The organism is Dactylosporangium sp. NPDC000244, from assembly GCF_040300725.1.
GTDB lineage: Bacteria > Actinomycetota > Actinomycetes > Mycobacteriales > Micromonosporaceae > Dactylosporangium.
This window is the reverse complement of the sequence record NZ_JBEPEH010000065.1, coordinates 1-18,992: the sequence shown is the minus strand read 5'-3', so window position 1 is coordinate 18,992 and position 18,992 is coordinate 1. Positions and strand designations below refer to the sequence as shown.

Genomic DNA, 18,992 nt, shown 5'->3' with positions numbered 1-18,992 from the left:
CAGAGGTCACCTGGTCCTGCACTGCGGCGGGCAACGGCGGCGACTCGTCGAGCACGGTCGGGCCTCTGAAGACGTGTTCGATGATGGCGTGGCCGCGGTGCTGGGTTTCGGCCTGGACGAGGGCGTACGGGCTGTTGGTGAACGCGGCGTGGTAACGCCAGACGGTGAACAGTTCACCTTGATTGTCCACTGTGGATTTCTCAGCTCGGGGACGCGGCGCGCGATGAGCCGGGCGGTGACTTCGTGGCTGGTGCCTTCGAATGCGGTGTAGGTGGTCTCGGCGATGTGCGGGCGGGAGATGAACCGCTGCTGGTCTTCGTCCCAGACCGGCTGCGGGTAGCGGATTTCGGTCCAGGCGTCCTCACTGATCGCGGCGATCGCCGCGCGGACCTTGGCATCGATGCGGACGGTGACCGAGAACCGAACTCTGGCCCGCCGGCAGGCGGTGATCACCGCGCGGGAGTAGAACGCCGGGTCCGCACGGACGATGATCTCGGCCGCCACTGCTGCGGCTGTCGTTGCAGCGGTGGCGGGCCGGGCTGCGATGACCGCTTTGGTGGTGGCGACGGCCTCGGCGATCAGTGCCGCCGCACCGCGGGCTGAACCGGCGTTGCCGGCGCGCAGCTGGGTCGCGGCGATCAGCGGCGCCGCGCCCGGAGTGCTGATCGTGGCGACGAGGGGGTTCAGGCCGGGCAGCAGCACCTGGTAGCCGCCAACCTTGGCGTGACCGAACCCGGCACCCTGTTTCTGCTTGCCGTAGACCCGCCGCAGCAGCGAGTCCACGTCGACGAATGTGACCGCGCCGGCGCTGGGCAGCAGCGGCGCCCGTCCGGCCAGCCGGATCAGGAACTGTCGAGCGGCGGCCTGCAACTGCCGGACATGGCGTGGGTGAACGCGCGCAGGAACGAACCCAGGGCCGAGGGCGCGTACACGCCGCCGAACAGCGTCGGCATCCCGCCGTGACGCAGCACGTCCAGGTCGTCGATCGAGTCCGCGCCGGCCACCATGCCCGCCACGATCGCTGCGATCTTTGCCGAGGCGTTGGCGCCCTTGTCCGTGGGCACGCGCAGCCGAGCAGCGAGGATGTCATGCAGCCCGCATGTTTCAGCCAGCCGTATCACCGGTTCCAGACCAGCACACGACACCAGATTCGGATTATCGAACGAGGCACGCACCCGTGCCGCGCCGTACGGTAATCTCACCCCGACGGTGCCCTCTCGAACCGGACGATAGAAGCCTGAAGAACCTCTATCTTTCCAGCTCGCGGGGGCATCATCACATCCAGCCCCTCGTACTCACATCAATCCCATCGGTGGATCAGGGCTAAGTCATACCGAACCGAGCGACCGGGCAGTCCCCAACTGGGGACGATCAAAAAGGTAACGGGGTACCGCCGAGCCCGGCTTTACAGGTCTGCGTGGGGCTACCTACCATGGCTGGACCGTGAGCGGAGGGACCACGCATGCCGTCACCGGTCCCGTCTCGACCGCCGACCCTCGATGAGGTTGCCGAGCGCGCCCGTGTGTCCCGCACTGTCGCCTCCAGGGTAATCAACAACGGGCCCAACGTGAGCCGGGCCAAGCGGGACGCGGTCGAGAAGGCGATCCGGGAGCTCGGGTTCACCCCCAACCGCAGCGCGCGGGCGCTGGCCACCCGGCAGACCGGTGTGGTCGTGCTGGCGGTGTCCGGCGATGGGCCTGAGGTTTTCGGGGACCCATTCTTCGCGCAGGTCATCGTCGGCGCATCGGCCGCGCTGGAGAAGACCGACCTGCACCTCATGCTCAGCCTGGTCACGAACGATCACGGCCAGCGGCGGTTGCGGACCTTCCTGCAGACCCGCGGGGCTGACGGCGTGATGCTGGTCGCGACGCGCGGCACTGACCCCCTGGTGGATATCGCCGCACAGTCCGGGCTGCCGACGGTGTTTATTGGCTTGCCGGTGCGCGGGACGCCGCCGTACTACGTCGACGTCGACAACGTCGGCGGTTCGCGGACGGCGACCGAGCATCTGCTGCGCAGCGGCCGCCGGCGCATCGCGATGATCACCGGGCCCGGGGACACGGCCGTGGGCCGGGAACGCCTGCGCGGCTATGCGGAGGCGCTGCTCCTGGCCGGCCTCGAGCCGTACGCCACCGCTGCCGGCGACTTCATGGAGGCCAGCGGCGCCGAGGCCATGCGCGCGTTGCTGAGCGCGCGGCCGGACCTCGACGCCGTGGTCGCCGCCAACGACAACATGGCGGCCGGGGCCATGCGGGTGCTGCGCGACGCCGGCCGTGCGGTTCCCGGCGACGTGGCCGTGGTGGGCTTCGATGACATGCCCATCGCGCTGCACACTGACCCGAAGCTCACCACCATGCACCAGCCGGTGCAGTCGCTGGGCCGCGAGGCCGCCCGCATGCTGGTCGAGCTGCTCGACGGCGCCCAACCGGCGTCGCTCATCCTGCCGACGAGGATCGTCGTGCGGGAGACGGCCTGACCCCGGTTCAGTACTTGGTGTACCTCGCCCAGTCGTAGGTGGCGGTTAGCGTCCGACCCGGGTAGGTGAACGGCTGCAGCCAGTTGTCCACGCCGGTGCCGGGCCAAAGGTTCATCATGATGCGCTGCGGGTGGGTGGGCAGCGGACCGCGTGAGCCGGTCTCCTGGTGCACGAGCGCCCCGTCGACGAACCAGTTGATGGTGCCCCCGTTCCACCACTCGAAGGCGTAGTTGTGGTAGCCGGCCGAGGCGTCGAACCCGAGGTTGATGACGGTCTCGTGCCCGCCGGTGCCGCCGGTGAAGTAATTGGTCTGCAGCTGCCTGGTGTTCTTGCCGAGGATCTCCACGTCGATCTCGTCCCAGGGCTGCCCGTCGCTGGGCCCGGTGTAGGTGAAGAACGACGTCACGGTGCCGGGGTTCTTGGCGGCCTTCAGGCGCACCTCGAAGCGCCCGTACGAGAACAGGTCGTTGCTGCGGTACTCGCCGGAGGCATAGGGCTTACCGGAGCAACCGCCCGGGCAGGACGCGGTGTCCAGGTTGATGCCCATGACACCGCCGCTGAACCAGATGTGGTCCGCGCGCCAGCCGGCGTTGAACATGCCGCCGTTGCTGTAGCCGTCGGCCTTGTGCCAGCGGGCGGTGTCGAATGTGTCGAAGTTGTCGACGAAGCTGGGTCCGATGGCGGCCTCCGCGTTGTGCACGCTCAGCATCGCGGTGATGCCGAGCGTGGCGAGGACCAACGCGGTCAATCGAGTCCTCAACATGTGGCGTCTCCACTCTATACAAGCCATGCGGAGCCGCTGCTCACGCACGGCGGACGGGGATTTGGCGGGATCCCGCACGCAAACCGGAAGCGCTTCCAGTCGAACTGAACCGGCGGCGTCGATGACAGCGTGTGACGCACCACCACAGTTGTCAAGGATCGAGGTCCGCCTCTTTACGCCAAGTGCGGCACCTACTAGCTTCTGAGTGGAAGCGCTACCAATCGCTACTGTCGATGCCGTACCGTGCGAGAGAGCGCTCTCAACGTCGATGAGGAGGCAACATGCGGATGCGAACACGGCTGTGCGCGGTGGCTGCCGCCGTCGCGCTGGTGCTGACCGGCGCCGGAGCGAGCGCCAGCGCGGCCGCCGCCGGAGCCGGCCGGGACATACCCCCGACCCGCTACCTAGGCATGTTTCGGGAGGAGGACCCCACCACGATCGCCGCCAACGTCAGAAGCCTCTACGGCGTCACCCCCGCCAGCGTGATGTGGTTCGACAGCTGGGCGAGCGGCAGCCCCTTCCCGGTGGCGGAAGCCAAGACGCTCTGGCGCCACGGCATCATGCCGCACTACACCTGGGAACCCTGGGACACCGCCCTCGGCCCGAACGACCCCGCACAGATCCACCTGCAGGACATCATCGACGGCTCGTGGGACGCCTACATCACGGCCCGCGCCAGGGAGTTCGCCGCCGTGCGCCTGCCGATCCTGGTCCGCTGGGGCCACGAGTTCAACGGCAACTGGTACCCGTGGGGCATCGCGAACAACAACGCCGACCCGACGCTGTACGTGCGGGCGTACCGGCACGTGCACGACCTCGTCGCGGCCGCCGGCGCGCGCAACGTGCAGTGGGTGTGGGCCTTCAACAACGGCTCGTCACCGGATGCGCCCTACAACGACCCGGCGGCCGCCTACCCCGGCGACGCGTATGTCGACTGGGTCGGCATCGACGGCTACAACTGGGGATTCGGCCCCTCGTGGGACCCGGCCGGTGACCACTGGACCACCTTCGACCAGACCTTTTCCGCTGCATACGCCAAGGCCCGCGCCGTCGCGCCGCACCGGCCGGTGATGATCGGCGAGTTCGCGTCGACCGAGGACGGCGGCGACAAGGCGCAGTGGCTCAGGGACATGAACACGACGCTGCGCTCGGGCGCGTACCCCGACCTCAAGCTGCTCACCTACTTCGACCTGACCAAGGAGGAGGCGTGGTCGCCGAGCTCGTCGCCGGCCGCGCTCGCCGCCTTCAGGTTCTGGGTCCGGCAGCGGTACATGAACGGGCGGGGAGACGAACTGGCCCGCATCGCCACGCACTACCGAAGGTGAGCGGCTGGCGGTGGGCGCTTCCTTGACTGGACACCACCAGCCGGCAGCGCGCGGGCGCCGCAGGGTGTCAGGGGCGACACGTGGGTGTATGAAGCGGTCGTCCTGCTGGCCCGGATCGAGCAGGTAGACCTCGCGTACCAGTTCCTCGACGCCCCCGATGCGGAGGCACGGGTCCAGGTGACGCTGTCGGACGCGTCGGAGCAGTTGCCGGACGTGACGGAACTGTTGATGCTACTCGGAGCGGCTCTCGAGGACGGACCGGTCGACAAGGCCAACATCGCGGTTCTAAATTCTCTGGACGAGATCCTCACCAAAGAGCGTCCGAAGACAGAATGGTTCCCGTTGAGCCGTATCAAGCACCTCACCGCGGATGCCAAGGTGCTGTGGGCCGGACGGCTCGGCGAACTGAAGCGGATGTCGCAATTCAGCCCGAGCCAGCAGCCGGCACTCGCCGAGTTGGAGACGCTCGTCCTGACGTGCTGACACCCGGGAGGGACGAACACGATCCCGGGGGCCGCCAAGGACACCGCGGCCAGGCGCAGGATCAGGTCGCGGAGTTCCCGGTTGATGGGTGGCCGTCCGGGCCGGGCGTGTGGATAGGTCCAGTGTCGGGCGATCAGTTGTCGATGCCAACGCAGCAGGGTGGCGGGAGTGACGAAGAACGCCGACCACCGTTGGCGGGGCAGCAGCTGCGACAGCGCGGCCAGCACCACGCGGTCGGCGGGCTGCAGGTTGGGGCGGTGGACCTGCCGCCGTAGGACCCGACCTGGTGGCGTAATACGAGCAGTTCGACGTCTTTCGCACCGCCGTCGCGGGCCAGCTGGGCGAGCATCTGCAGGATCTGGCGCAGGAGCAGGTACACCAGCGAAGCGGTCATGACCCATCGTTAGCGCTCCTGACGCGGCAGGCGTCGTACAAAGAGCTGCACGTCACAGCCCCAAACCCACTTCACGAGCCCGACAGGGTAAGCGGTGACGACGCCGCGCCGCCTGGGAGGGAACGCGGTGAAAGCGGTTGCGTGGCACGGCACACGGGACGTCCGGGCGTGGTCCAGGAGGTCGGCTCCGCGATCACCCGTCTGCGCGTGGGGGACAGCACGATCTCGCTGTCCGGCGGGCCGGCGCGAAGGGAGCGGCGACGGTGGCCTCGGCAGCGGACCATCCGGAGACACCACGCGCTACGTCCCGCTGGTAGCGTCCTCCGCCAACACCGATGGACTCACGGCCGAGGTAAGCGCCGGCTCCGGGTCCAGGAATCCGGTGGACTCGCGTGCCGCGACCCTGAAGTCGGCCAGGACCTGCCGAGGCGGCGACGGGTCGCCCTTCTCGTTGATCCGCTGGATCAGCAGGTCGACGGCGACCTCGGCGATCTGGTCCCGGCCGGGATCGACGCTTGACATCGACGGGACCGAGAAGCGCGCCTCGTCGATGTTGTCGAGCCCGATCACCGCGACCTGTTCCGGGACGCGAATTCCGGCCTGTCCCAGCGTGCGGAGCGCGCCGAGCCCGAGCGTGTCGTTGAACGTGAACACGGCGTCGAACTCGACGCCGTCGGCGAGCAGATCGCGCATCGCGGCGGCGCCGTTCTCGCGATGCCACGGCGCGGCGACCCGCACGAGCGCCGGGTCGTAAGGGATGCCGGCCGCAGCCAGCGCCTCCCGGTATCCGCGCACGCGAAGGTTCGCGGACCGGATGTCGTCCTGATGCGTCGGGTGTGCGCCGATCACCGCGATGTGCCGGCGGCCGATCTGGAGCAGGTGCTCGGTGGCCGCGCGGGCCGCGCCGACGTTGTTCATCGTGACGTGGTCGGTCGGGCCGCCGAAGATGCGCTCGCCGAGCAGCACCAGCGGGAACGGCACCTGCAGCAGCGCCATGTCCTCCTGACCGAGCTGCTCCGGGCTGAACAGGAGCCCATCGGTCAACCGCCATCGATGTCCGGACAGCACCGCGATCTCGCCTTCGCGAGTGGAGCCCGTCTGGTCCACGAGCACCGCGATGTTCTGCCGCTCGGCCGCGCGGATGACGGCGTCGGCGAGCTCGGCGAAGTAGTTCTGGCGCAGCTCCGGGATCGCGAGCCCGATGACCCCGGTCTTGCCCGAGCGCAGCCCGCGCGCCGTGAGATTGGGGCGGTAGTCCAGCTCGGCGATCGCCAAGCGCACCCGGTCGCGCGTGGCGGGGCGCACGTAGGGATAGTCGTTGATGACGTTTGAAACCGTCTTGACCGATACTCCGGCCACGCGCGCAACGTCATGCATGGTGGCGGCGATCGCCATCTCCCCTCATCGCGCGGCGTCCGCAGAAAAAAATGGTCTTGTAATGAGTGTAGTGGTGTGGCCCGGCGGTCCGGTGACCGAGAAGCGAGTCGCGCTTCCCCCACGTCGATGCCTCCGGGGGCTGACAGCCGTTGCCTCATGTGCAAGGCCACGCTGCACGCCGCTGAGGCTCGGTGGTGACGCCGTGGGAACGAATGGTACGCGGTGCGGGGGTCGGGGACGGTCCGGAACCTGCGGCGCGCCGACTGACGTCCTCGACGACCCGGCTGATGACCCGGCACGGCCGGACATCTGATGGTCAACTCGCAGTCTTGACAGCGCTGATGCTCTCCGCGATAGTCGGTCCTACAACGTTAGAAATACAACGTGAGAAAGCGTCCAGGACGCGGAGCGGGTCAGCGAATTCCCAGGTCGCGGTCGCCCCGTCCCCGGATACGCCTGCGCTGATGACACCCCGCATCTGAGATGACACCCCGCATCTGAAAGGAATGACAGTGAAGGCGAAGCAAGGCCTCGCTGCGTCGCTGGCCCTCTTGCTGACAGGCGCACTTGCCGCATGCTCGGGCGGAGATGACGGCGGTAGTAAGCAAGCGACGAACTGCACCAACAGCATCCCGAAGGCCAACCTGCCTGTTGTCACGCTCTGGGCCTGGTACCCGAACACGCAGCTGGTGGTCGACAACTTCAACAAGCAGCACGACGACGTCCAGGTCTGCTGGACGAACGCCGGTGCCGGTGGCGACGAGTACGACAAGTTCCAGACGGCGGTCACGGCCGGCAAGGGTGCCCCCGACGTGGTCATGCTCGAGGCGGACCGCATTCCGACCTACCAGGTGCAGAAGGCCCTCGTGGACCTCAGCAGCCTCGGGTACAACGACGTGAAGGCGAACTTCAGCGCGGGCGCCTGGAAGGACGTCTCGGTCGGCGGCGGCGTCTATGGCGCGCCGATCGACGGTGGGCCGATGGGCATGATCTACCGCAAGGACATCTTCGACAAATACGGCATCAAGCCGCCGACCACCTGGGCCGAGTACGAGGCCGCGGCGCAGAAGGTGAAGGACGCCGGCGGCCCGCTCTTCGGTGACTTCCCGGCGAACCAGCCGGCCTACGTCACGGCGCTGCTGTACCAGAACGGCGCGAAGCCCTTCACGTACGACCCCGCCAACAAGGGCGAGATCGGCATCAAGCTGAACGACGACGCTAGTAAGAAGGTGCTCGACTACTGGGCCGGGCTGGTCAAGAAGGGCCTGGTCGGCACGCAGGACCAGTTCACTCCCGATTACATCTCGGGCGTGATCGGCGGCAAGTACGCCACCTACCTCTCCGCCGCCTGGGCGCCGGGCTACCTGCAGGGTGCGGGCGTGGGCAAGGGTGCCGACGCGGAGGTGTGGGCGACGGCCCCGCTGCCGCAGTGGGACCCGGCCAACCCCGTCTCGGTGAACTGGGGCGGCTCCGCCTTCTCGGTGACCACCCAGGCGAAGGACAAGGCGCTCGCGGCCAAGGTCGCGTTCGGGGTCTACGCCGACGACGCGTCGCTGCGGGACGGCTGGGAGAAGCAGATCATCTTCCCGCTCAACGTCAGCGTGCTGAAGAACCAGGAGTTCGTCGACGCCAAGATCGGGTTCTTCGGTGGCCAGCAGGCCAACAAGGAGGTGTACGTCCCGGCCGCCAATGCCTACCAGGGCATGACGTACACGCCGATCGGACAGTACTTCTACTCGGCTTTCACGAAGCAGATCGCCGCGATCAACAACGGGTCCAAGACCGGGTCCGCGGCCGCGGACGCGCTGCAACAGGATGTCGTGGGGTACGCGAAAGAACAATCGTTCACTGTCAAGTGACCTGATCCGGCGGGCCGGTCCGTGAGAACCCATGGGCCGGCCCTCCGTCGTTCCGTCCCAGACCCGGAGACATGATGACCACCTCGACCAACGGCCCCGCGCCAACGAGAGGGGGCCGCCGAACCACGCCCCTCTCAGACGACATCACGACCGCCCCGACCACCGACGCCGTGCGAACGCGGAAGCGCCGCCGCACGAACTTGCGGCAGAACGTGGCCGGGTGGCTCTTCGTCGGCCCCTTCGGCATCATCTTCCTCGCCCTCCTCGTGCTCCCGATCGGCTACGCGCTCTATCTGAGCCTGTTCCAGAAGAGCCTGATCCTCGGGACCAAGTTCGTCTTCCTCGGCAACTACCTCAAGGTTTTCGGCGACCCGTCCTTCATCAGCGGCGTGTGGTTCGTCGTGCGGTTCTCGCTGGTGCTCATCCCGGTCCAGATGGCCATCTCATTGGCCATCGCGCTGATCCTCGACACGGTGACGAGCAAGTTCGCCCGGTTCTCGCGTCTCATGATCTTCCTGCCGTACGCGATCCCCACCGTCATCGGCGCCCTGATGTGGGGCTTCCTGTACAGCAAGAACTTCGGTCCCATCGCGGACATCTTCGGCGCCTTCGGCGCAGCCGGACCGGACTTCCTCAGCAGCAACCTGATCTTCTCCGGCCTGCTGAACGTCGTGACCTGGCAATGGGCCGGGTACTACATGATCATCCTGTACGCCGCGCTGCAGGGTATCGATCCGAGTCTCTACGAGGCGGCCCGCATCGACGGCGCATCGCAGTGGCAGATCATCTACCGGATCAAGATCCGACTGCTCGCGCCAGCGCTCGTCCTCATCCTCGTGTTCGCGCTCATCGGAACGCTGCAGTTCTTCAACGAACCCAAGATCCTGCAGCAGCTCGCCGCCGGCGCCATCCCGGACGACTTCACGCCGAACATGTACGCGTATCAGCAGGCGTTCACGCTGGCGAACAGCAACTACAGCTCGACGATCTCGTTCGCGCTGGGCGCCGTCGTATTCATCTGCGTGTACATCTTCATGTTCGCCACCCGCAAGCGAGGGAACTTCCTGTCATGAGCGCCACCGACATCGAGCGCAGACGAGCTCGTCGGACACCGCGGCACATCCCGCTGCATATCGTGCTCGCGCTGCTGGTGATCTACTTCCTGATCCCGTTCTGGTGGGTCATCGTGAACAGCTCGAAGGACTCGGCCGGGCTGTTCGGCGGCACCAACGCCCTCTGGTTCGCCTCCGACATCAACTACATCGAGAACCTGAAGCAGCTCTTCACCTACAACGGCGGCCTCTACGCGCGCTGGCTGGCGAACTCGGCCCTCTACGCGTTCGCCGGGGGCATCGGGGCGACGGTGCTGGCGGTGCTCGCCGGATACGGTTTCGCGAAGTACAGCTTCGTGGGCCGCCGCGTCGGGTTCTCGATCCTGCTCGGCGCGGTCATGGTCCCGGCGACCGCGCTCGTCATCCCGACCTTCATCCTGTTCTCCCAGGTGGGACTGACCGACACGATCTGGTCGGTGATCCTGCCGACCCTGCTCAACCCGTTCGGCGTGTTCCTCGTGAATCTGTACGCCCGTGACGCGGTGCCCGACGAGCTGCTGGATGCCGCACGCGTGGACGGTGCCGGAGAGTTCAGGACGTTCGTCAAGGTCGCGCTGCCGCTCATGCGGCCGGTGATCGTCACGGTGCTGCTGCTGTCGGTCGTGTCGTCGTGGAACAACTACTTCCTGCCGCTCGCGATGCTCGTGGACAACCGGCTCTTCCCGGTGACGGTCGGGATCGGGCTCTGGCAGTCCACCGCATCCACCTACGGCGCCGCCGGAACGAACCTGTGGAGCATCATCATCCTCGGCTCGCTGGTCTCGATCATCCCGCTGATCATCGCGTTCCTCTCCCTTCAGCGCTACTGGCGTGGAGGGCTGACCGTTGGCGCACTGAAATAGCCCGCTCGCCTGCCCGACATCGACCAGCCGCTAAGGAAAATGAGGACACCTTGATCTCCGCGCATCTCACCATCGACCCGCATTTCGTCGTCGGGCCGATCAACCGCAGGCTCTTCGGCTCCTTCGTCGAGCACCTCGGGCGATGCGTATATGACGGCATCTACGAGCCGTCGCACCCCGACGCCGACAAAGAAGGGTACCGGCGCGACGTGATCGAGCTGGTCAAGGAGCTCGGTGTGACCACGGTCCGGTACCCCGGAGGCAATTTCCTGTCGGGGTACCGCTGGGAGGACGGCGTCGGCCCGCGCGAGCACCGGCCCCAGCGTCTCGATCTCGCCTGGCACTCCACGGAGACGAACGAGATCGGTCTCGACGAGTTCGCGAGCTGGCTCAAGAAGGTCGGCAGCGAGCTCATGTATGCGGTGAATCTCGGCACGCGCGGTGTGCAGGAAGCGCTCGACGTGCTCGAGTACGCGAACATCCGCTCGGGCACCACGCTCTCCGAGCAGCGCATCGCGAACGGCGCGATCGAGCCGTACGGCATCCGCATATGGTGCCTGGGCAACGAGATGGACGGTCCCTGGCAGCTCGGGCACGGCACTCCGGAGGAGTACGGGCAGCTGGCGGTCAAGACCGCGCGCGCGATGCGGCAGCTCGACCCGACGCTGGAGCTCGTGGTCTGCGGCAGCTCGAACGCGCAGATGCCGCTCTTCGCGACCTGGGAGCGCATCGTGTTGGAGGCGGCGTACGACGATGTGGACTACATCTCGTGCCACGCCTACTACGAGCCCCACGACGGGGACTACGCGAGCTTTCTGGCGTCCGCGGTGAACATGGATCGGTTCATCGACTCGGTCGTCGCCACCGCCGACCACGTCAAGGCGGTGCGCGGCAGCAGCAAGACGATCAACGTCTCGTTCGACGAATGGAACGTCTGGTACCACTCGCGCTACGCCGAGGTCGACCGCATCACCAGGATCGACGACTGGCCGGTCGCCCCGCGCCTGCTCGAGGACGCTTACTCGGTCGCCGACGCGGTGGTCGTCGGCAGCCTGCTCATCTCCCTGCTGCGGCACGCGGACCGGGTCACGTCCGCGAGCCTCGCCCAGTTGGTGAACGTGATCGCGCCGATCATGACCGAGCCCGGGGGACCGGCCTGGCGGCAGACGACGTTCTTTCCGTTCGCCCTGACCGCACAGCTCGCCCGTGGTGTGACCCTCGAGCTCAAGCTGGACAGCCCGACCTACGACACCGCCCTGCACGGTGAGGTCAGCGTGGTGGACGCCGTCGCGACGCACGACGCGAGCACGGGCGACACCGCGGTCTTCATGGTCAACCGCAGCCTCACCGAGGCGGTGGAGCTGTCGGTCGACGTCAGCAACCTCGGCCAGGTGGCGGTCGTCGACGCGCGGACGCTCCACGACGACGACATCCACGCGAAGAACACGCTCGATGATCCGCAGCGCGTCGGCCTGACGCCGAACACCTCGCACTCCATCGGCGACGACACGCTGCGGATCACGCTGCCACCGGTCTCCTGGACCGCGGTGACGCTGCGATGACCGGCGGCGCCATCCTCCGCGTCGAAGGCTCCGCGATCACCGCCGGGGACGGCCCGGTCCTGCTCCGCGGGTTCGGCCTGGGCGGGTGGATGAACATGGAGAACTTCATCACCGGGTACCCGGGAGCGGAGTCCCAGATGCGTCGGGCGCTGCTGCGGACCATGGGGCGGGAGGTGTACGACCGATTCTTCGACCGCTTCCTCGATGTGTTCTTCACCGACGACGATGCCGCGTACCTCGCGTCGCTCGGCCTCAACTCGCTGCGCATCCCGTTCAACTACCGCCACTTCGAGGACGACGGCGAGCCCTTCACCATCAAGCCGCAGGGCTTCCGCCTGCTCGACCGGGTGGTCGACACGTGCGCCCGGCACGGGATCTATACGATCCTCGACCTGCATGCCGTACCCGGCGCTCAGAACCAGCACTGGCACAGTGACAACCCGACGCAATGGGCATCGTTCTGGGCGCACCGGCACTTCCAGGACCGAGTCGTCCACCTCTGGGAGCACCTCGCCGAGCATTACCGCGCAAACCCGTGGGTGGCGGGATACAACCCGGTCAACGAGCCGGCCGACGCCGAAGGCAGCACGATCGGGCCGTTCTACCGCAGGCTCGAGGCGGCGATCCGGGCGGTGGATCCCGAGCACATCCTGTTCCTGGACGGCAACCGGTACTCGACCCAGTTCGATCAGCTCGGCGACCCTCTGCCCAACACCGTCTACACGGCTCACGACTACGCCCTCCCCGGATTCGTCGACGGCGGCCCATACCCGGGCGTCTCGCGCGGGGAGTACGTGGACCGCGACCAGGTCGAGGAAACGTTCCTCGCGCGGACGGCCTACATGCGGGAAACGGGCACGCCGATCTGGGTCGGGGAGTTCGGTCCGGTGTACACCGGCGACCCGGGGCGCGATGAGCAGCGCTACCGCCTGCTGCAGGATCAGCTCGAGATCTTCGCCCGCCACGACGCCAGCTGGGCGCTGTGGACGTACAAGGACATCGGACTGCAGGGCCTGGTGCACGCGCGCCCCGACTCCGCGTACCTGGGCAGGATCGCGCCGGTCGTGGCGAAGAAGGCCCGCCTCGGCGTCGACTCGTGGGGCTCGACCGACGAACACATCCGGCACATCATGCAACCGGTCGAGGACCTCGTCGCGCGCGAGTTCCCGGCCTTCGCGCCGTACCCGTGGGGGGCTCAGCGGTGGATCGCCGGCCATGTGCGCCACGTGATGCTCGCCGAGGCGATGGTGGACGACTACGCCGGGTGCTTCGCCGGAGTGGGTCCCGAGGAGGCGGAGCGGCTCGCGGACACGTTCGCGTTCACGAACTGCCGGGTTCGCACGCCGCTCGTCGACATCCTGGCAGACCATCGGACGGAGTCCACATGACCACGAGCATCGTCCCCGACCTCGCCACGAAGGTCGTCCGCTTCCTCACCGGCAGTCAGGGTCTCTACGGCGACGAGACCCTCCGCCAGGTCGCCGAGCAGTCGCGGCAGGTGGCCGCGCTCCTCGACGACGCGCTCCCGGTGCGGGTCGAGTGGATGCCGGTGCTCACGTCGACCGACGCCATCCGCCGCGCCGCGCTCGACGCCAACGCCGCCGACGAGGTGGTGGGCCTTGTCGTGTGGATGCACACCTTCAGCCCGGCCAAGATGTGGATCCAGGGCCTCGACGCCCTCCGGAAACCGCTCCTGCACCTCCACACGCAGGCGAACGTCGAGCTGCCGTGGGCCGAGATCGACTTCGACTTCATGAACCTGAACCAGGCCGCGCACGGTGACCGCGAGTTCGGGTACATCCAGACCCGCCTCGGCGTCCCGCGCAAGACGGTCGCCGGCCACGCCTCCAACCCCGTGGTCCAATGCCAGGTCGAGTCCTGGGTGCGCGCGGCGTGCGGAGCGGATGCGGTGCGTCACCTGAAGCTCGCCCGCTTCGGCGACAACATGCGGTACGTCGCCGTCACCGAAGGGGACAAGACGGAGGCGGAGCACCGCTTCGGCGTCTCAGTCAACACCTGGGGCGTCAACGACCTGGTCGCCAGGGTCGAGGCGGCGGCCGACGCCGAGGTCGACGCGCTCATCGACGAGTACCTCGCGGCGTACGACGTCGCCGAGGAGCTGAAGCCCGGCGCCGACCGCGCCGAATCCCTGCGCTACGGCGCGCGCATCGAGCTCGCGCTGCGCTCGTTCCTCGAAGCGGGCGGCTTCGCGGCCTTCACCACCACGTTCGAGGACCTCGGCGGGCTGCGTCAGCTCCCCGGTCTTGCGGTCCAGCGGCTCATGGCCGACGGCTACGGCTTCGGCGCGGAGGGCGACTGGAAGACGGCCATCCTCGTGCGTGCGGCGAAGGTGATGGGCGCGGGGCTGCTGGGTGGCGCGTCCCTGATGGAGGACTACACCTACGACCTGACGCCGGGCGACGAGATGATCCTGGGCGCGCACATGCTCGAGATCTGCCCGAGCCTGACCACCGGGAGGCCGCGACTCGATGTACACCCGCTCGGCATCGGCGGCCGCGAGGACCCCGTGCGGCTCGTCTTCGACACCGACCCGGGCGAGGGGCTCGTCGTCGCGCTCAGCGACATGCGGGACCGGTTCCGGCTCACGGCCAACGTCGTCGATGTCGTGTCGCTGCCCGCACCGCTGCCCAAGCTCCCGGTTGCCCGCGCGGTGTGGAAGCCGCGGCCGAGCTTCCAGACCAGCGCCACCGCCTGGCTGACGGCGGGTGCCGCCCATCACACGGTGCTCACCACCGCCGCGACCGCCGAGATGTTCGAGGACTTCGCGCGGATCGTGGAGACGGAGCTCCTGCTGATCGACGGTGAGACCACCGTTCGCGGCTTCGAGCACCAGGTGCGCTGGAACAACGCGTACTACCGGTTGGCCCAAGGCTTCTAGACACGTCCTCGGCAGCGCCGCGGCGAGGTCAGCGGCCGCGATGGTAGGCCGCCATCCAGCGGACCTGCTTGTTTCTTCGGGCGGGAGGTTGGTACGGGTGATGACGCAGGGGCGGCAGGCGGTCATGGCTGACGTGGCGCGACTGGCCGGCGTGTCGCACATGACGGTGTCGCGGGTGCTGAACAAGCATCCGAACGTCAGGGTGGCTACTCGGCAGCGGGTGCTGGAGGCGGTGCGCCAGCTCGGTTACCGGCCGAACGCGATGGCCCGCGGGCTGGCCGGGCGGCGCTCGCGGGTGGTCGGCGTGGTCTCGTTCAACACGATCCTGCACGGCCCGGCCTCGACCTTGCTGGGCATCGAACGCGCCGCTCGGGCCGCCGGATATGGCATCAGCGTGGCCTCCGTCGAACGGATCGACAGCGAGCGCGTGATGGCCGCGATCCATGCGCTCGCCGAGCAGTCGGTCGACGGGGTGGTGATCATCGCGCCCCAGGCCGCGGCCGCCGCCGCGCTGCGCAGCTTGCCGTCGGGGATGGCCGCCGTGGCGGCGGAGGCCGACACGGGCGGCGAGATCCCGGCCATCGCGGTCGACCAGGTCGCTGGTGCGCGGTTGGCGGTCGAGCACCTGCTCCGGCTCGGCCATCGCCAGGTGTGGCACCTGTCCGGACCACGGAACTGGATCGAGGCACAGCGGCGCATCGAAGGTTGGCGGGGGACTCTTGAGGACGCCGGACTGAGCGCGCCGAGGCTCATGACGGGCGACTGGAGTGCCCAATCCGGGTATGCGGCCGGGCTGGAACTGGCGGCGCAGCGTGGCGTCAGCGCCGTGTTCGCCGGCAACGACCAGATGGCGCTGGGGATGCTGCGGGCGTTCCACGAGCGGGGTGTCAGGGTGCCCGACGACGTGAGTATCGTCGGCTTCGACGACATTCCGGAGGCGGCGTTCATGTTCCCGCCGCTGACCACGGTGCGGCAGGACTTCGACGAGGTCGGCCGACGGTGCATCGCCGCGCTGCTCGGGATCATCGACGGAGATCCCGAGGGCGAGGACCAGCCGGCGCCGGACCTGCGGATCGCGCCGACCCTGGTCGTGCGGCACAGCACCGCGCCGAGCCGCTGACGTCTGCTCCCGTGCGCCACGCGCGGCCCGCCCTGCCGGGGGCCGGCCGGTCAGTGAACGGCGGGCCGCCGCGGTGTCAGGCCGCGGCCCGCGCGTGCGGTAGGACGAGGTCCCGGCTGCTCGGGTTGCACCTCAGCGCGCTGATCCCGGACGTCTACCGCACCGGCTCTTCGCCCTGCGCAGGCTGGTACTACTACGTTGTAGAGAACTTCTTTACAACGTCGTAAAGCGACTGTAACTTGGCCCCAGGAGCGCCGCTGGGCGCTCACCGCCCGTTCAAGGAGGAACGTTGTTACGCGTTCTGCAATTGCGGAGACACCCCCGAGGGGCCTCGAGCAGTCGCGCCCGGCTACTCAAGTCAGTTGCGGCTGTCGTGCTCGTTTCGGCGATGGTGCTGAGCATGTCGAGCCCGGCGCACGCTGAGGACACGGTCGACCTGACCCCGGGTCCGCACGTCATCGCGGATCCCAACTCGCCGACGGGTTACACGGGCCACTTCGTGTACTACAACCCGACGGCCACAAGTGTGCGCTTCGTCGCCGACATCCTGTTACGCAACTGGGCCGACCAGACCGATACCACCGTCTACCAACCCCAGCAGTACCGCCCGGGCCTGATGCGCGGCGCGGGTGCGTACGACGTGCAGATGACCAACGCCGGCAACGGCTACTGGGTCACCGACGTCCCGCTGGCCGCCGGCCCGAACCAGTACTGGTTCTACGTGAACAACAACACGAACCTGTGGGTGTCCGACCCGGCGAACGCGCCGATCTACGCCCCGGACGGCCTGACGGGCACGTCCCGGCGTGCCTTCAACAGGGTCAACGTGCCGTACGACGCCGCGAAGCAGAACTACGCACCGCTGGCGGAGCGGGTGATCGCGAACCCGCGGCCGGACACGGCGAAGGGCACCTGGAGCTACGTGCCCATCCAGATCGGCACGGCCACGCGGACGCTGGGCGTCTACCTGCCGCCCGGGTACGACCCCAACCGTGCCCAGCCGTACAAGACGATCTACCTGCAGCACGGAAGCGGTCAGGACCAGTCCGACTGGCTGAACATCGGCAGCGTGCCGGTGATCATGGACAACCTGATCGCCGACGGGCAGACCGAGCCCGCGGTCATCGTGACGACGAACTCCGCGTACATGGGTTCTTCGCCGTACACGACCAACCTCGAGGGCATCATCATCCCGTTCGTCCAGAGCCACTACAACGTCTCGACGGACCGGATGGACAGGGCGTTCGCCGGCCTGTCGATGGGTGCGTCGATGACGATCAACATCATCAACAACAACCCGCTGCGCTTCGGCTACTACGGCGTCTTCAGCTGGACCCCACCGCCGCGGACCACCACGGCGAACATCAAGCAGGCGTACATCTACATGGGCTGCGGGGCGTGGGACAACCTCAACCTCTGCGTGACCCAGGCGCAGCTCAACGCGCTCAACGGCTTCGTCAACTACAAGTTCGACAAGATCGCGGGTGGCCACGACTTCAACGCCTGGCCGCAGCTCTTCGCGAACTTCGCGCGGGACTACGCGTGGCAGCGCGGGGCGTTCGTCAACGGCGCCCCGGTGTTCGCCGCCGGTGGCGAGTCGCAGTCGGTCGACGAGGGCCAGGCGCTGTCGTTCGGTGTCGCGGCGACCGATCCTGACGGTGACGCGCTGACCTACTCGGCCAGCGGTCTGCCGGCGGGGGCGAGCTTCGATCCCGCGACGCAGCAGTTCTCGTGGACGCCGAGCTACAGCCAGGCGGGGACCTACACGGTCACCTTCACGGCCAGCGACGGCACCAAGTTCTACAGCCTGGCGGGCAACAGGAACGTCACCGTCACGGTCCGCGACGTGCCCGCGCCGGGCGCCCAGACGGCGCCGTCCATCAGCGGCACCGCCGAGGTCAACGCGGTCCTGACCGCCGACCCCGGCACGTGGGACGTCGACAACACCGCGTTCGGCTACCAGTGGTCGGCAAACGGCGCGGCGATCTCCGGTGCCACCGGCGCCAAGCTGCTGGTGACGCCGGACCTGTCCGGCAAGGCGGTTACGGTCACCGTGACGGCGAGCGCCGCCGGTCGGCCCGACGGCAGCGCAACGTCCCAGCCGGTCACCATCAAGACGATCGCGGCGTGGAAGTCGACGGCCGTCTACAACAACGGTGATCTGGTCATTTACAAGGGGAAGGTCTACCAGGCCAGCTGGTGGACGCAGAACCAGGCGCCGGGCGACCCGCAGGGGGCGTGGCAGGAACTGGCCGTGACGGCGGACGGATCCCCGGCGTGGACGGCGTCGCGGATCTTCAATGCCGGCGACAGGGCCTACTACCAGGGCAAGCTGTACCAGGCTCAGTGGTGGACCCGTAACCAGGCTCCTGGGGACCCGAACGGGCCGTGGGCCGAGGTCGTGACCACGCCCGCCGGCGCCCCCGGCTGGGCCGCCACCACGATCTACAACGCCGGTGACAAGGTCACGTACCAGGGCCACGTCTACCAGGCACAGTGGTGGACCCGGGGGCAGGCGCCCGGGAGCGCGAACGGTCCCTGGAAGCTGGTCTCGTAGGCGTTCCTCGTCCAGGTGTCCGTAGGCCGTCAGCGCCTGCGACGACGCCAGCCGGTCCCGCCCGCCAGGGACTGCGCCGGGAGCGGATCGGGAACTGAGTGACCGGCGGGGGGGGGGGGGGGGGGGGGGGCGGGGCCCCCCCCCCCCCCCCCCGGCGGGGCAATACCACGTTGCCGGCGCCCCCGGGGAGACGACACACACCAAAAACTACTAGATAATATAA

At 68.0% G+C, this 18,992-nt stretch carries 15 protein-coding genes; 11 read left to right on the top strand and 4 right to left on the bottom strand.

Translation table 11 applies throughout. From position 1 onward, the window contains the following. Positions 1 to 6: 6 nt before the first annotated feature. Both ABT369_RS53775 and ABT369_RS53770 read right to left on the bottom strand, forming a co-directional pair. Positions 7 to 870 carry a transposase gene (locus ABT369_RS53775; protein ID WP_502891943.1) on the bottom strand — a complete coding sequence of 288 codons (864 nt, stop codon included), beginning with the start codon at positions 868 to 870 and terminating at the stop codon, positions 7 to 9. Next, positions 843 to 1,175 (bottom strand): hypothetical protein, encoded by a 333-nt coding sequence (locus ABT369_RS53770; RefSeq protein WP_350625786.1) that lies wholly within the window; start codon positions 1,173 to 1,175, stop codon positions 843 to 845. The genes ABT369_RS53775 and ABT369_RS53770 overlap by 28 nt, the downstream gene beginning before the upstream one ends. Positions 1,176 to 1,462: 287 nt before the next feature. On the opposite strand from ABT369_RS53770, the gene ABT369_RS53765 reads away from it, so the two are divergent. Beyond that, positions 1,463 to 2,476, top strand: a complete 1,014-nt coding sequence (locus tag ABT369_RS53765; RefSeq protein WP_350625785.1) for a LacI family DNA-binding transcriptional regulator — start codon at positions 1,463 to 1,465, stop codon at positions 2,474 to 2,476. A gap of 7 nt (positions 2,477 to 2,483) precedes the next feature. Here the strand turns inward: ABT369_RS53765 and bglS are convergent, their stop codons facing one another. Further along, positions 2,484 to 3,224 (bottom strand): beta-glucanase, encoded by a 741-nt coding sequence (gene bglS / locus ABT369_RS53760; RefSeq protein ID WP_350625783.1) that lies wholly within the window; start codon positions 3,222 to 3,224, stop codon positions 2,484 to 2,486. Between the two features lie 296 nt (positions 3,225 to 3,520). On the opposite strand from bglS, the gene ABT369_RS53755 reads away from it, so the two are divergent. Further along, positions 3,521 to 4,564, top strand: coding sequence for a glycoside hydrolase family 26 protein (locus tag ABT369_RS53755; protein WP_350625781.1), 1,044 nt, complete (start codon positions 3,521 to 3,523; stop codon positions 4,562 to 4,564). An 84-nt stretch (positions 4,565 to 4,648) separates the two neighbouring features. Further along, a complete protein-coding gene (locus tag ABT369_RS53750; protein WP_350625779.1) occupies positions 4,649 to 5,047 on the top strand; it encodes a hypothetical protein in 399 nt (132 codons plus the stop codon). 694 nt (positions 5,048 to 5,741) lie between these two features. Here ABT369_RS53750 and ABT369_RS53745 read toward each other — a convergent pair. Continuing rightward, positions 5,742 to 6,818, bottom strand: a complete 1,077-nt coding sequence (locus ABT369_RS53745; protein WP_350625777.1) for a LacI family DNA-binding transcriptional regulator — start codon at positions 6,816 to 6,818, stop codon at positions 5,742 to 5,744. Positions 6,819 to 7,330: 512 nt separating this feature from the next. Here ABT369_RS53745 and ABT369_RS53740 point away from each other — a divergent pair. The 8 genes from ABT369_RS53740 (at position 7,331) to ABT369_RS53705 (ending at position 18,769) form a co-directional block, all read left to right on the top strand. Continuing rightward, positions 7,331 to 8,677 carry an ABC transporter substrate-binding protein gene (locus ABT369_RS53740; RefSeq protein WP_350625775.1) on the top strand — a complete coding sequence of 449 codons (1,347 nt, stop codon included), beginning with the start codon at positions 7,331 to 7,333 and terminating at the stop codon, positions 8,675 to 8,677. Positions 8,678 to 8,847: 170 nt separating this feature from the next. Further along, positions 8,848 to 9,750, top strand: a complete 903-nt coding sequence (locus ABT369_RS53735) for a carbohydrate ABC transporter permease (RefSeq protein WP_350625773.1) — start codon at positions 8,848 to 8,850, stop codon at positions 9,748 to 9,750. After that, entirely contained in the window at positions 9,747 to 10,631 is an 885-nt protein-coding gene (locus tag ABT369_RS53730; RefSeq protein WP_350625771.1) for a carbohydrate ABC transporter permease, read from the top strand. Before ABT369_RS53735 ends, ABT369_RS53730 begins: the two co-directional genes overlap by 4 nt. 50 nt (positions 10,632 to 10,681) lie before the next feature. Beyond that, positions 10,682 to 12,193, top strand: coding sequence for an arabinosylfuranosidase ArfA (gene arfA / locus ABT369_RS53725; protein WP_350625769.1), 1,512 nt, complete (start codon positions 10,682 to 10,684; stop codon positions 12,191 to 12,193). Next, on the top strand, positions 12,190 to 13,581 hold the full coding sequence (locus ABT369_RS53720) for a glycoside hydrolase family 5 protein (protein WP_350625767.1): 1,392 nt from the start codon (positions 12,190 to 12,192) through the stop codon (positions 13,579 to 13,581). The genes arfA and ABT369_RS53720 overlap by 4 nt, the downstream gene beginning before the upstream one ends. Continuing rightward, positions 13,578 to 15,092 carry an L-arabinose isomerase gene (gene araA / locus ABT369_RS53715; protein ID WP_350625765.1) on the top strand — a complete coding sequence of 505 codons (1,515 nt, stop codon included), beginning with the start codon at positions 13,578 to 13,580 and terminating at the stop codon, positions 15,090 to 15,092. The genes ABT369_RS53720 and araA overlap by 4 nt, the downstream gene beginning before the upstream one ends. Beyond that, a complete protein-coding gene (locus ABT369_RS53710) occupies positions 15,016 to 16,212 on the top strand; it encodes a LacI family DNA-binding transcriptional regulator (RefSeq protein ID WP_350625763.1) in 1,197 nt (398 codons plus the stop codon). The genes araA and ABT369_RS53710 overlap by 77 nt, the downstream gene beginning before the upstream one ends. Positions 16,213 to 16,612: 400 nt before the next feature. Continuing rightward, positions 16,613 to 18,769, top strand: a complete 2,157-nt coding sequence (locus tag ABT369_RS53705; RefSeq protein WP_350625761.1) for a carbohydrate-binding protein — start codon at positions 16,613 to 16,615, stop codon at positions 18,767 to 18,769. Positions 18,770 to 18,992: the final 223 nt, after the last annotated feature.

What these genes read in the sequence shown, in the direction of transcription:
- araA (WP_350625765.1), top strand. Translation starts at nt 13,578, where the DNA reads ATGACCACGAGCATCGTCCCCGACCTCGCCACGAAGGTCGTCCGCTTC.
- ABT369_RS53720 (WP_350625767.1), top strand. Translation starts at nt 12,190, where the DNA reads ATGACCGGCGGCGCCATCCTCCGCGTCGAAGGCTCCGCGATCACCGCC.
- ABT369_RS53705 (WP_350625761.1), top strand. Translation starts at nt 16,613, where the DNA reads ATGTCGAGCCCGGCGCACGCTGAGGACACGGTCGACCTGACCCCGGGT.
- ABT369_RS53730 (WP_350625771.1), top strand. Translation starts at nt 9,747, where the DNA reads ATGAGCGCCACCGACATCGAGCGCAGACGAGCTCGTCGGACACCGCGG.
- ABT369_RS53745 (WP_350625777.1), bottom strand. Translation starts at nt 6,818, where the DNA reads ATGCATGACGTTGCGCGCGTGGCCGGAGTATCGGTCAAGACGGTTTCA.
- ABT369_RS53765 (WP_350625785.1), top strand. Translation starts at nt 1,463, where the DNA reads ATGCCGTCACCGGTCCCGTCTCGACCGCCGACCCTCGATGAGGTTGCC.
- ABT369_RS53755 (WP_350625781.1), top strand. Translation starts at nt 3,521, where the DNA reads ATGCGGATGCGAACACGGCTGTGCGCGGTGGCTGCCGCCGTCGCGCTG.